Genomic DNA, 12,569 nt, shown 5'->3' with positions numbered 1-12,569 from the left:
AATACCCGGAAGCCCGGCGCCCGAACCGACGTCGCACACCGTGACGCCCTCGGGCACGACCTCGGAGAGTACGGCGCTGCGGGCGTACGACGGGCGGGCCGGGGGCAGCGCGGCACTCCTCGCACGCGCCGAGACGCGGTTCGGTGCGGCGGCCGGGCTGCCGGAGCGGATCTATCCGCGCGCTGACCGCCCGGCGGCCCTGGCCTCGTTCGCGCCCGACGTGGCGCAGTGCTCGGGCGAGGACCCCGTGGCCGCGCGCATCCTGAGTGAGGCGTCCCGGCACATCGCGGAGGCCGCCGCCGCGGTCTGCCCGGAGTCCGGTGGGGAAGTGGCGCTCACGGGTGGCCTGTTCAAGATGGGCGAGCCGCTGGTCGGACCGCTCCACGCCGAGTTGGCGCGACGGATTCCCGGCGCCCGCGTGGTGCCCTCGGCGGGTGACCCGCTGCACGGCGCGCTGGTCATCGCGGCGGCCCTGGCGGCGGACGGCCTGCGGCTGCCACGGGACGGGCGGCTGCTGTCGCTTCCGAGCGGAACGCCGGAACACGCCTGACCGGGCGAACAGCGCATCCGGCATTCATCGGACAATCATGGACGGTTGCCTCACAGTTGCCCCCTGGCCGAGCGTCGGGGACGGTGAAACCAGTAGCATGCGGCGCCATGAGCTCCCCCACTGGGCCCGCATCCGGCCTGCCTGTACGAATGCCGCGACCCCGCCAGCCCGGACGGCACCGTCGTCCGGAACCCGTGGCCGCACCCGAGGGCTCGCCCGCCCTCGTGCTCGCCGTGCCCGGCACGCCCAGTGCCGCCACACGCATGCTCGCCGACGAGGTCGTAAGCATCGCGCGCTCGGAGCTGCCCGGCCTGGACGCCCGGGTGGGCTTTGTCTCGGGGGAGGTCACCGACTTCCCGGTCTCCGCCGAGTTCCCGTCGCTGACGTCGGTCCTCGCGCACGCCGCCAGGGAGCGCACCGCGCGCTACGAGCAGGCCGTCGCCGCGGGCTCCGAGGCCCAGGAGCCCGCGGGCCCGGTCGCGGTCGTCGTGTCGCTGCTCGCGGGCCCGGACGGGGCGCTGCTGCGCGAGATCCGGCAGGCCATCGCGGACAGCCGTGTCCCCGCCGAGCTGACGGACGTGCTCGGCCCGCACCCGCTGCTCGCCGAGGGCCTGCACGTGCGACTGTCCGAGGCCGGTCTGGCCCGCGCCGACCGTGCCCGGCTGTTCACCGTGGCGACGGCCGCGGACGGCATCATCCTGGCGTCGGTCGGCGGTGACGAGGCGGTGCAGGCGGCCGGGATCACCGGCATGCTGCTCGCCGCGCGCCTCGCCGTGCCGGTGATGGCCGCTGCGCTCGACGCGGAGGGCTCGGTGGCGGGCGTCGCCGAGCAGCTGCGCGGCTCGGGCTCGCAGAACCTGGCGCTCGCCCCTTACCTCGTCGGCCCCGAACTCGACCCGAGCGTCCTGGAGGCCGCCGTCAAGGACGCGGGATGCGCGGCGTCGGAGCCGCTCGGCGCATACCCGGCGATGGGGAAGCTGGCGCTCGCCAAGTACACGACGGCGCTCGGCATCACGCCCCAGCCGGTCTCCTCCGGAGGCTGAGCGGGTCTCTTCGGGAGGCTGAGCGGGCCACAGCGCACGGTCGAGGGGCCCGGGACGGATGTCCCGGGCCCCTCGACCGTTGCCGGGGCGGCTCCTCGCCTATCCGAGCACCACGCATGTCGCCGCCGGCACCCGTACCGAGCCGCCCCGGGCGGGGGCCCCGGTCCGCGCGTCCAGGGTGAACCAACTCACGTCACCCGAGCGCTCATTGGCCGCATACAGAAAACGGGACGACGGGTGCAGAGCCAGGTCGCGTGGCCACCGTCCGCCGCACGGGGTGGTGGTGCGCAGAGCGACCCGCTCGCCCGTCGCGTCGAGCGCGAGGACGGAGATGACGTCCTCGCCGCGCGTCGCCGTCCACAGACACCGCCCGTCCGGGGCGACGACGACCGCCGAGGGGTAGGCGTCACCGCGCGCGGCACCCGGCAGCACCGGGACCTCGGCGATCGGTTCGAGCAGGCCCAGGGCCCCGTCCCAGCGGCACACGGTGAGCGTGGGCGCGAGTTCGTTGAGGACGTAGACGTGGTGGCCGGACGGGTGAAAGGCGAGGTGGCGAGGGCCGCTGCCGGGGCGCAGGGCCGTCTCGCGGTGCACGGTCAGCTCCGGCCCGCCCGGTCCCCCGTCGGCCAGGGCGCACACGCGTACGGAGTCGGTGCCCAGGTCGACGCCGAGCGCCCAGCGGCCGCTGGGGTCCGGGAGGATCTGGTGGGCGTGCGGGGCGCGTTGGCGCTGTGGGTGCGGCCCACAGCCGGAGTGCCGCAGGACATGACGGCGTGCGGGGTCGGGGGTGCCGTCGGGGCGCAGCCGCACCGTGCTGACGCTGCCCGAGCCGTAGTTGGCCGTCAGTACGTGCCCGTGCCAGACGGCGAGGTGCGTGGGGCCCGCGCCGCCGACCGGCGCGGAGGGCGCGGCGAGCGCCGGTGCCGCGCCCGCGGAGGTGCGCAGGGCCGCCACCGAACCGTCGTCCGTCTCGCTCACCGCGTAGAGCATCTCGCCCGAGAGCGCGAGGAAGGAGGGGTCGGGCAGCGCGTCCGTGGCGTCGAGAACGGTGAGCGCGCCGTCGGCCGCGTCGACCGCAGCGGTGACGATGCCGCGCCCGCCCGCCGCCGTGAACGACCCGATGTACGCCCGCCCTTGCCGCCCGTCACTCACCGCGTCCCCTTCCGCTGCCACGTCCTCGTACGGACCGGATGCCCGCAGGGGCCGACCGTAGCAGCGGGGCGCCCGGTCTGCTGCTGCCAGGGCCTGCCCGGCGGATCGGGCGGTCGCGGTCGGACGGGACCGGACCCGGGCGGCCTGGCCGACCCCATGGCCCCAGCCTCTCGGGGCAATACGCCTAGGGAGCGGCGCGGCGCAGCGGGACGGCCAGTTCGGCGAGGGCGTGTTCCAGGGCGTGGAGGTGGGCGAGGACCGGTTCGGCGGCGGGCGCCGGGTGGGGCGCCGCGGCGGACACCGGGTCGCGGCGGACCGGTCCCGGCGCCGTGAGCGCCTCCACCGCCGCCTCCACGCGCCAGCACGCGGCGGCCAGACGTGCGTCGTGCGAGGCTTCCGGGTCGGCGGCGACGGCGGCGAGTCCGCGCACCTCGCGCGCGCAGTCGTCGAGCAGTGCGAGGACCTGCCGGGCCCGGTTCTTGCGCGCCCGCATGGGGCTGAACGGATGGACCAGCGGAGCGAGCGACATCCGGACCCTTGCGAGCATCGCCTCCAGCTCGGCCACGCGCGGCGCGGGGTCGGCGTCGCCGTCCCCGCCCAGTCGCGCGGCGGCCCGCGCCGTGCAGGCGTGCACACACCGCAGCGCCCGCTCGACCCATGCCTCGGTCACCGAGTGCGTACTGACCGGCAGCACGAACAGCACCGCGACCACGGCGCCGAGCGCCCCGATCGCGGTCTCACCGGCCCGCAGGGCCAGCAGCTCCGCGTCGAGCACGCCGAACAGCCCGTACAGCATGCTCGCCATCACGGTGACCGCGAGCATCATCCACGTGTACGAGACCGCGGCGGTATAGAAGATCACGAAGACGCTCACCGCGATGATCGCGGCGGTGGCGACGGGCTCTCCGCGCAGCGGAACGGCCACCAGGAAGCCGAGCACGATCCCGAGCACCGTGCCGAGCAACCGCCGGAACCCGCGTACGAGCGTCTCGCCCCGTGACGTCGTGTTCACGAAGACCCACCAGGTGGCGCCCACGGCCCAGTACCACCGCTGGTCGGACATCACCTGTCCTGCGGCCAGCGCGAGGGCGGCGCCTGTCGTCGCCTGCACGGCCTGCCGTGTCGTGATCCGTGCGAGCCCGGTGCCGCCGCCCGGCGGGGCCGCCACGGCGGCCGGGGCGGGCAGCCGCCGCTCGTAGCACCACAGGCCGAACCTGACGGCCGAGGACGCGGCCAGCGACAGCAGAACGGCGGCGTACAGTTCGGGCAGTCCGCCGGGGGTCGTCCGCAGGAACTGCGAGGCGAAGAACATCATGAACGCGAAGACCCCGAGCGAGTGCCCGCGCGGCCCCCAGCGCCGCGCGTACACTCCGGCGCCCACGACCGCCACGAACGCCAGGTCGCGGGCCGGCGGCGCGTCGTGCAGCACCGCCGCGAGCGCGAGCACCGGCAGTCCGACGACCGGCAGCAGCGCCGTCGTGACGGCCTGCCCGCGCACGGTCGGGTCGGCCACGGTGAACAGGGCGAGCAGCGCGGCCAGACCGCCCGTGACGGCGGCCACCAGCGAGTGCCCGGCGATTCCGCACAGCGTGACGGCGAAGCCGACGCCGAGCACACCGCGGCCCGCGAACCTCAGCCGCATCCGCCCCGGATCCGCCGCCACGAACGCCCTCTTCAGCAAGTCGCCCCTCCCGCTTTGTCTGCCGTCATCCGCACACATGAGAAAGGCGCCGCGGGGACCTCTCCGGTCCCGCAGCGCCATCGACGCATACATTTCAGCATTTTTGATAGCCATGGTTCAACACGGGCTCATATCACTGAGCCAATGGCTCAGCACCGTCCGTGGGGGAGCATCCACGGCAGAGCCAACGGACCAACAGCCCCGGCGCCGCCGCGGCCGACGGTGGCCGGCTATTTGACGGAGCCCTCCCAGTGCGCCCCGCCGTACTGGAAGCCGGGCTGCACCTCGACGTCGACCTGGCCCAGGTGGCCCTTCGGAATGTCGAAGGCGAACTCCGCGGAGACGGAGCGGCCGGGGGTGACGGTGCCCTCGTACATGCCGTTGATCGGATCGTCGAAGACCTGCTCCGCCTGGTCGCCGTCCTTGCCCGCCTTCACGTTCACCATGACCAGCGTGGCATCGAACGTCTTCTTCGTGCCGTTCTTGACGGTGATGCGCCACTTCACCGCCTGATTGCCGACCGTGTGTCCGACCGCGAACTGGGTGGGCTCGAACTTCCGGGGCTTGTCGACGGTGACCGTCAGGCCGTCCTTGTACCTGTGGGCTTGGCCCCACTTCGCCTCGTGCTTGCCGGGCGCCGCCTTCGCGGCCTCCCAGCCGCCCCGCACGGAAGGGCCCGCGGGGGCGACGAGGGCGCTCGACGAAGTCGAGCCCGCCACGGCTCCGACCAGGACACAGGCGCCGAGGATGACACCTGCTCCGTGATGCCGGCGAAAGTACCGCATGCCTCAATTGTGCGCTCGTGAAAAACACCGTCAAGGCGAGGGCGCCCGGCGGATCGACGTTCATGCCGAACAGGGACAAGCAGGTCTCAGCCCAGGCCCAGCTCCCATTCACCCAGCGGCGCGAAACACCGCTCCACGTCCGCGTGCGTGACCTCGGCAAGCGTGGCCGGGGACCAGGCGGGGTCGCGGTCCTTGTCGATGATCTGCGCGCGGACGCCCTCCGGCAGGTCGTGCGTGCGCAGCGCCGCACAGGACACGCGGTACTCCTGGTCGAGCACGTGCTCCAGCGAATCGAGCCAGGCCGCGCGACGCAGCGCCGAGAGGGTGACCTTGAGCGCCATGGGCGACTTGAGGAGCAGGGTCTGCGCCGCCTCCTTGGCCTCCGGCTCCCCGCAGGAGGAGAGCCGTTCGACGATCTCCTCGAGCGTGTCGGCGGCGTAGCAGGCATCGATCCACGACTGCCGCCCGGCCAGTTCTCCGTCCGGAGCCCGTGTGGCGTGCCAGGCCACTGCTTCCTCTGCGCTCATCCGGGTGAGGTCGTCGAGGAGTCGGGGCAGTGCCCGGGACGGCACGTAGTGGTCGGCCAGGCCGCACAGGATGGCGTCGGCCGCGCCGACCGCTCCACCGGTCAGGGCGAGGTGCGTGCCGAGCAGGCCGGGCGCGCGCGAGAGCAGATACGTGCCGCCGACGTCCGGCACGAAGCCGATGCCGACCTCCGGCATGGCCACTCGGGACCGCTCGGTCACGACGCGGAGCCCGCCGTGCGCGGAGAGCCCGACGCCACCGCCCATCACGATGCCGTCCATCACGGCGACGTACGGCTTCGGGTAGCGCGCGATACGGGAGTTGAGGGTGTACTCGGCGCGCCAGAACGCTTCCGAGGCGGTGCCGTCACCGCTGCGCGCGTCGTCGTGGAAGAGACGGATGTCGGCCCCGGCACACAGGCCCCGCTCCCCCGCGCCGGTCAGCACGACGGTCTCGACGGTGGGGTCGTGCTCCCACAGGTCGAGGGCGTCGGCGATGCGGGTCACCATGGGGTGGGTGAGGGCGTTGAGGGCCCGGGGCCGGTTGAGCGTGATGCGGGCGGCTCGTCCCTCGGTGGCGAGCAGCACGGGTTCGGCGTCGGCGGACAACGGTATTCCTTCCGTGATCACTGGTGCGGCACCGCCATCTCTATCACCGGTGTCGTACCATTACCCCCAGGGGTATACGAACCAAGGCTCTGGAGGGAGTCGTCGTGGAGCTTGACCTTGCCGGAGCCGAGCTGAAGGCCGTCCTCAACCGGCTGCGCCGGGCGCAGGGCCAGATCTCCGGGGTGATCCGGATGATCGAGGAGGGCCGGGACTGCGAGGACGTCGTCACGCAGCTCGCCGCCGCCTCGCGCGCCCTGGACCGGGCCGGTTTCTCGATCATCGCGACCGGACTCCAGCAGTGTCTCACCGACGGCGACACCGCAGGCGGCGAGGACCGCGAGGAGATGCGCACCCGACTGGAGAAGCTGTTCCTCTCGCTGGCCTGAGCAGCGCTCGCGCCCCACACCGACCCACACGGGAAACGACCCGCACAGGAAGCAGGTAAGACCATGGCCTACGACCGCACCGTGACCATGCGGGGAACCTTCGACGACGCCGTCAAGGCCGTCCGCGAGGCACTGGCCGAGCAGGGGTTCGGAGTCCTCACAGAGATCGACGTACAGGCGACGCTCAGGGCGAAGCTGGGGCACGAGATGGAGGACTACCTGATCCTCGGCGCCTGCAACCCGCCGCTGGCCCACCAGGCGCTCGAGGCGGACCGGTCCATCGGACTGCTGCTGCCGTGCAACGTGGTGGTGCGCAGCGACGGCGACCACATCACGGTCCAGGCGGTCGACCCGGGCACCATGGTCCAGCTCACCGGTCTGGACGCCATGAAGCCGGTCGCGCAGGAGGCCACGCGGCGCCTCGACGCCGCGCTCGCGTCCCTCACCGACGCCTGAGCGCGCCCTCCGGGCAGGCGCTCGGTGCCGCTACCGCGCGGCTTGCCGCAGCGCGTCGAGAACGGGCCGGATCAACGGGTGCTCGCCCGCCCCGCGGCGCACCGCCGCGAAGACCCGCCGCGTGGGGGCCACCCCGTCGATCGGCCGGACCGCCACACCCGCCAGCTCCACACCGCGCAGCGCCGAGCGCGGCACGAGCGCCACACCGGCGCCCGCCGACGCCAGGGCCACGACCGCCCTGAAGTCGTCGGACGAGTGGTCGAACTGGGGCGGGAAACCGGCGTTCTCGCAGGCGAGGACGACCACGTCGTGGCACGGGTTGCCGGGGTAGGGGCCGATCCAGGTGTCCTTGGCGAGGTCGGCGAGCGGCACCCGGTCGGCGCCCGCGAGCCGGTGGCCGGTCGGCAGGACCGCGTCGAACGGCTCCGCGTACAGCGGCACCCGGGTGATCCGGTCGTCGTCGGCGCCGGGCGCGCCCCGGTACTCGACGGCGACCGCCACGTCGATCCGCCGGTCGAGCAGCATCGGCAGGCTCGCGTCGCCCTCGGCGTCGTGGACGCGGACCCGGATGCCGGGCGCGGTGCGCGCCAGGTGGGCGAGGGCCGGGCCGACGACCAGGCCGATGCCGGTCGCGAAGGAAGCCAGCGTCACGGTGCCCGCCTCGCCGGTGCTGTACGCGGCGAGCTCGGCCTCGGCCCGCTCCAGCTGAGCCAGGACGGCGTTGGTGTGGGCGAGCAGGATCTCGCCCGCCGCGGTGAGGCGCACACCCTTGGCTCCCCGCTCGACCAGCTTGTGGCCGGTCTCCTGCTCCAGGGCCGTGAGCTGCTGGGAGACGGCGGACGGGGTGAGGTAGAGCGCGGCGGCAGCAGCGGTGACCGTGCGGTGGTCGGCCACCGCACGGAGGATGTGCAGCCGTCGCGCTTCGATCATGCGACCGATTGTCCCAAACCGGTCGAACCGAGCTCCGCGCGGGCCGCCACGAAGGCGTCGACCGCACGGTTGACGTCCTCGGTGGAGTGCGCGGCGGAGAGCTGGACGCGGATGCGCGCCTGGCCCTGCGGCACCACCGGGTAGGAGAAACCGATCACGTACACGCCGCGCTCCAGGAGCAGCTCGGCCATGCGGGCGGCCACCGCCGCGTCGCCGATCATGACCGGCGCGATGGCGTGGTCGCCGGGGAGGATGTCGAAGCCCTCCTCGGTCATCCGGCTGCGGAACAGCCTGGTGTTGGCCGCGAGGCGCTCGCGCAGGTCACCGGCGGACTCCAGGAGGTCGAGGACCTTCAGGGAGGCCGCGGCGATGACCGGGGCGAGGCTGTTGGAGAACAAGTACGGGCGCGAGCGCTGGCGCAGCAGCGCGACGATCTCGGCGCGGGCGGCGACGTAGCCGCCGGAGGCGCCGCCGAGGGCCTTGCCGAGGGTGCCGGTGACGATGTCGACACGGTCCATGACGCCGTGCAGCTCGGGGGTGCCGCGGCCGCCGGGACCGACGAAGCCGACCGCGTGCGAGTCGTCGACCATGACCATGGCGCCGTACCGCTCGGCGAGGTCGCAGATGTCGGCCAGCGGCGCCACGTAGCCGTCCATGGAGAAGACGCCGTCGGTGACGACCAGCTTGCGGCGGGCCCCGGACGCGGCCTTGAGCTGGTTCTCCAGGTCGGCCATGTCGCGGTTGGCGTAACGGTAGCGCTGGGCCTTGGACAGGCGGATGCCGTCGATGATCGAGGCGTGGTTGAGGGCGTCGGAGATCACCGCGTCCTCGGCGCCGAGCAGCGTCTCGAAGACACCGCCGTTGGCGTCGAAGCAGGACGAGTAGAGGATCGTGTCCTCCTGGCCGAGGAACGCGGACAGCCGCCCCTCCAGCTCCTTGTGCACCTCCTGCGTGCCGCAGATGAAGCGCACCGACGCCATGCCGTAGCCCCAGCGGTCCAGGGCGGCGTGGCCCGCGGCGATGACGTCGGGGTGGTCGGCCAGGCCGAGGTAGTTGTTGGCGCAGAAGTTGAGCACCTCGCCGGGGCGGCCGCCGGCGGTGACGTCGACGGTGGCCGACTGGGGGGTGCCGATGACCCGCTCGGGCTTGTCGAGTCCCGCCGCGACGATCTCGTCGAGGGTGGCGCGGATGTCAGCGCGTACGTTGTCGAACATGGCGAAAGTCCTTCTCGGGGTGGGAGGTCCGGCGCTGCGGGTCAGACGGTCCAGTCGAGGATGACCTTGCCGCCGCGGCCGCTCGCCGCGTCGTCGAAGGCCGCCTCGAAGTCGGTGTACGCGTACCTGCCGGTGATGACCGGGGCGAGGTCGAGTCCGCCTTCGAGCAGGACCGACATCGCGTACCAGGTCTCGAACATCTCGCGGCCGTAGATGCCCTTGATGGTGATCATCGAGGTGACGATCCGCGCCCAGTCGACGGCGAACTCCTCGGACGGCAGGCCGAGCATGGCGATCTTCCCGCCGTGGGTCATGTTGGCGAGCATGTCGCGCAGGGCGGCCGGGTTGCCGGACATCTCCAGGCCGACGTCGAAGCCTTCGCGCAGGCCGAGTTCGCGCTGCCCGTCGGCGATGGTCCGCCTGCCGACGTTCAGGGCGAGGCTCACGCCCACCTTGCGGGCCAGCTCCAGGCGCTCCTCGCTGACGTCCGTGACGACGACGTTGCGGGCGCCCGCGTGCTTCGCCACGGCGGCCGCCATGAGACCGATCGGGCCGGCGCCGGTGACGAGGACGTCCTCGCCGACGAGCGGGAACGACAGCGCGGTGTGCACGGCGTTGCCGAACGGGTCGAAGATCGCGGCCACGTCGGGGTCGACGGGTACGCGGTGCACCCATACGTTGGACGCGGGCAGCGCCACGTACTCGGCGAACGCGCCGTCGCGCCCGACGCCGAGGCCGACGGTCGCGCGGCACAAGTGGCGCCTTCCGGCGAGGCAGTTGCGGCACTTGCCGCACACCAGGTGGCCTTCGCCGCTGACCGTGTCGCCGACGGCGATGTCGGTGACGGCGCGGCCGGTCTCCACGACCTCGCCGACGAACTCGTGCCCCACGACGAGCGGAGCCTTGACGGCCGACTGCGCCCAGCCGTCCCAGCTGCGGATGTGCAGGTCGGTGCCGCAGATCCCGGTCCGGGTCACCTTGATCAGTACGTCGCCGGGGCCGATGGACGGCTCGGGCACGTCCGTGAGCCACAGGCCGGGGGCGGCCTTCTCCTTGACCAGTGCCTTCAACGGCTCGGCTCCTGTCGTCGCGCACGCGGGCAGGGCGCGACGAAGCAGGGCACGGCCCGGTGCGGAAAATGGTGGAAACGGCGGCCGAACACCGCCGCCACCGAGGACTCTCGCGCACACCGGCGCCTGAGGTCCATCGAGGATTTCTTAACCGCGCCCGCAGCTTTCCTACAGGCCGGGTCCCTTCCGGCCGGCCGGGGCCGCCGGGAGTCGGGCGGGCCCGTCGTGGGTCATGTGCGGGCCCCGTGGCCGGAGGGCGCCGGTGCGTGCGCGAGCAGATGCCGTACGAGCGTCAGCAGGGTCTCGATGCCGGAGCTGGAGATACGGGCGTCGCAGCGGACCACCGGGACCTGCGGGTCGAGGTCGATGGCGGCGCGCACTTCTTCCGGCTCGTAGCGGTAGGCGCCGTCGAACTCGTTGACGGCCACCACGAAACCCATGCCGCGTTCCTCGAAGAAGTCCACGGCCGCGAAGCAGTCCTCAAGGCGCCGGGTGTCGGCGAGGATGACCGCCCCCAGCGCGCCTTCGGACAGCTCGTCCCACATGAACCAGAACCGCTCCTGGCCGGGCGTGCCGAACAGGTAGAGCACGTGTTCGGGGTCGAGCGTGATGCGCCCGAAGTCCATGGCGACGGTGGTCTCGACCTTGTTCTCGATGCCGTCGAGGTCGTCGGTCGCCGCGCTGACCGTGGTGAGCAGCTCCTCCGTGCTCAGCGGGGCGATTTCGCTGACCGCGCCGACGAAGGTCGTCTTGCCGACCCCGAACCCGCCCGCGACCAAGATCTTCAGCGCGGTGGGGAAGATGTCAGAGCTGTCGTCGTAGTCCATCGAGCACAGCCTCCAGTAGGGACCGGTCAGTGGGGTTGTCGTGGAGCATGGGGGGCTTGGTGGTGACCGCCCCGCAGTCGACGAGGTCGGAGAGCAGGACCTTGGCGACGGCGGCGGGCAGCCCCAGGTTTCCGGCGATCTCCGCCACCGTCGTCGGGTCTTCGCACAGGTCGAGGGCCTGCGCGTGCTCGGGGCCGAGATAGCCGAGGGGGGTCGTCCCGGTGGCCATGACCAGGGTGAGCAGGTCCATCGCCGTGCTCGGTCTGGTCCGCCCGTTGCTGATGGTGTACGGACGGACGAGGCGGCCCGCCGCGCTGTCGAGCCAGGGCCCGTCCTGGCCGGTCATCACCGTCAATTCCTCATCGCCGTGGGCTCGGCGGCGGGCTGCCGGGGCGCGGTGACCAGGTAGGGGCGCACGCTCTTGACGAGCATCGCCATCTCGTAGCCGAGCACGGCGGCGTCGGCCTCCCGCCCGGCGAGCACGGCGAGACAGGTGCCGGAGCCCGCGGTCGACACGAACAACAGGGTCGAGTCGAGTTCGACGACGACCTGGCGCACGTCGCCGCCGTCGCCGAACCGGACGCCCGCGCTGCGGCCGAGCGAGTAGAGCCCTGACGCCAGGGCTGCCATGTGGTCGGCGCTGTCGGTGTCGAGCCCGTGCACGGATTTCACCAGGCCGTCGGAGGAGAGCAGCACGGCGCTGCGGGTGTGCGGCACGCGCTGTACGAGGCCGCTCATCAGCCAGTCGAGATCGGACACATGGCCCGTCGGCAGATCGCTCGCCATGGGGGATCGACTCCTTGTTGGACTGCTGCGTGGGTGGCTGGTGCTGGTCAAACGGACGGCCGAAGCGCCGGTCCGGAGGCTGGCGCCGTGGCCGGCCCGGGGTTCGGCGAGGTTCATCCGGCACCGCCCTGGTCGGTTCGGCCCCCGCCGTGACCCGGGGAGTGACGCTCGCCGTGGTCGTCGCGGGAGTGCTCCGGGGGGACGGCGCGCGGTTCGGCCGCCTCGGCGAGGGTGATGCCGCGCTGGAACGCCGCCATGAGTCCGGGGTCGTGCCCGGCCGGTTCCGCGGCGGCGTCGGCGTCCGGTTTGGCCGGGCCCCCGCGCAGTTGGGGCGCCAGGTGCTCCTGGGCCCTGCGGCGCGGCAGCCGCGGGCGGCCCATGGTGCCGCGCACCGCGTCGCCGCGCGGCGCGGTCGGGTCGTCGGGGTTCTCCGGGCGGGCACGGTCCGCGGAGCGGATGCCGGGCAGGGCGTCGGCGGGGGTGGGGCGCCCGTCGCCCGCGGTGCGCTGCGGGAGGGGGGCCGGGGCGGGCGCGGCCGGGCCGGGGGCGACCGGAC

The 12,569-nt window shown here is 73.1% G+C and carries 13 protein-coding genes and 3 pseudogenes; 4 read left to right on the top strand and 12 right to left on the bottom strand.

Annotated features, from left to right (window positions below):
• A pseudogene (locus OFY01_RS10365) lies at positions 1-75 on the bottom strand (16S rRNA (guanine(527)-N(7))-methyltransferase RsmG); the annotation flags it as partial.
• Here OFY01_RS10365 and OFY01_RS10360 point away from each other — a divergent pair.
• Positions 71-550: pseudogene (locus OFY01_RS10360) on the top strand (ATPase); the annotation flags it as partial. The pseudogenes OFY01_RS10365 and OFY01_RS10360 overlap by 5 nt on opposite strands.
• A gap of 107 nt (positions 551-657) precedes the next feature.
• A complete protein-coding gene (locus OFY01_RS10355; RefSeq protein ID WP_266598534.1) occupies positions 658-1,593 on the top strand; it encodes a sirohydrochlorin chelatase in 936 nt (311 codons plus the stop codon).
• 99 nt (positions 1,594-1,692) lie between these two features.
• Here the strand turns inward: OFY01_RS10355 and OFY01_RS10350 are convergent, their stop codons facing one another.
• The 4 genes from OFY01_RS10350 to OFY01_RS10335 all read right to left on the bottom strand — a co-directional run bounded on the left by OFY01_RS10350 (position 1,693) and on the right by OFY01_RS10335 (position 6,344).
• A complete protein-coding gene (locus tag OFY01_RS10350) occupies positions 1,693-2,745 on the bottom strand; it encodes a lactonase family protein (RefSeq protein ID WP_266598532.1) in 1,053 nt (350 codons plus the stop codon).
• A gap of 184 nt (positions 2,746-2,929) precedes the next feature.
• Positions 2,930-4,426 (bottom strand): FUSC family protein, encoded by a 1,497-nt coding sequence (locus tag OFY01_RS10345; protein WP_266598530.1) that lies wholly within the window; start codon positions 4,424-4,426, stop codon positions 2,930-2,932.
• 230 nt (positions 4,427-4,656) lie between these two features.
• Complete coding sequence (locus tag OFY01_RS10340; protein WP_266598528.1) at positions 4,657-5,211, bottom strand: DUF4352 domain-containing protein; 555 nt, start codon at positions 5,209-5,211, stop codon at positions 4,657-4,659.
• 86 nt (positions 5,212-5,297) lie between these two features.
• Positions 5,298-6,344, bottom strand: coding sequence for an enoyl-CoA hydratase/isomerase family protein (locus OFY01_RS10335; protein WP_266598526.1), 1,047 nt, complete (start codon positions 6,342-6,344; stop codon positions 5,298-5,300).
• A gap of 104 nt (positions 6,345-6,448) precedes the next feature.
• Here OFY01_RS10335 and OFY01_RS10330 point away from each other — a divergent pair, with 104 nt between their 5' ends.
• Together OFY01_RS10330 and OFY01_RS10325 are read left to right on the top strand one after the other, a co-directional pair.
• The gene (locus OFY01_RS10330) at positions 6,449-6,730 is read left to right on the top strand and encodes a metal-sensitive transcriptional regulator (protein WP_266598524.1); all 282 of its coding nucleotides are present in this window, start codon (positions 6,449-6,451) and stop codon (positions 6,728-6,730) included.
• A gap of 63 nt (positions 6,731-6,793) precedes the next feature.
• Positions 6,794-7,186, top strand: a complete 393-nt coding sequence (locus OFY01_RS10325) for a DUF302 domain-containing protein (protein ID WP_266598522.1) — start codon at positions 6,794-6,796, stop codon at positions 7,184-7,186.
• A 30-nt stretch (positions 7,187-7,216) separates the two neighbouring features.
• Here OFY01_RS10325 and OFY01_RS10320 read toward each other — a convergent pair whose 3' ends face one another.
• The 7 genes and pseudogenes from OFY01_RS10320 to OFY01_RS10290 form a co-directional block, all read right to left on the bottom strand.
• Positions 7,217-8,116 carry a LysR family transcriptional regulator gene (locus tag OFY01_RS10320; RefSeq protein ID WP_266598520.1) on the bottom strand — a complete coding sequence of 300 codons (900 nt, stop codon included), beginning with the start codon at positions 8,114-8,116 and terminating at the stop codon, positions 7,217-7,219.
• Positions 8,113-9,330: a glycine C-acetyltransferase gene (locus tag OFY01_RS10315; RefSeq protein ID WP_266598518.1), complete on the bottom strand. Its 1,218-nt coding sequence runs from the start codon at positions 9,328-9,330 to the stop codon at positions 8,113-8,115. The genes OFY01_RS10320 and OFY01_RS10315 overlap by 4 nt, the downstream gene beginning before the upstream one ends.
• Before the next feature lie 41 nt (positions 9,331-9,371).
• Positions 9,372-10,400: an L-threonine 3-dehydrogenase gene (gene tdh / locus OFY01_RS10310; protein ID WP_266598516.1), complete on the bottom strand. Its 1,029-nt coding sequence runs from the start codon at positions 10,398-10,400 to the stop codon at positions 9,372-9,374.
• A 230-nt stretch (positions 10,401-10,630) separates the two neighbouring features.
• Complete coding sequence (locus OFY01_RS10305) at positions 10,631-11,227, bottom strand: GTP-binding protein (protein ID WP_266598515.1); 597 nt, start codon at positions 11,225-11,227, stop codon at positions 10,631-10,633.
• The gene (locus OFY01_RS10300) at positions 11,205-11,573 is read right to left on the bottom strand and encodes a DUF742 domain-containing protein (protein WP_266598514.1); all 369 of its coding nucleotides are present in this window, start codon (positions 11,571-11,573) and stop codon (positions 11,205-11,207) included. Before OFY01_RS10300 ends, OFY01_RS10305 begins: the two co-directional genes overlap by 23 nt.
• A 5-nt stretch (positions 11,574-11,578) precedes the next feature.
• Positions 11,579-12,013 carry a roadblock/LC7 domain-containing protein gene (locus tag OFY01_RS10295; protein ID WP_266598513.1) on the bottom strand — a complete coding sequence of 145 codons (435 nt, stop codon included), beginning with the start codon at positions 12,011-12,013 and terminating at the stop codon, positions 11,579-11,581.
• A 113-nt stretch (positions 12,014-12,126) separates the two neighbouring features.
• Positions 12,127-12,569, bottom strand: a pseudogene (locus OFY01_RS10290) (ATP-binding protein); the annotation flags it as partial.

This window comes from Streptomyces beihaiensis, assembly GCF_026274175.1.
GTDB lineage: Bacteria > Actinomycetota > Actinomycetes > Streptomycetales > Streptomycetaceae > Streptomyces > Streptomyces beihaiensis.
This window is presented reverse-complemented; position numbering and strand designations above follow the sequence as displayed.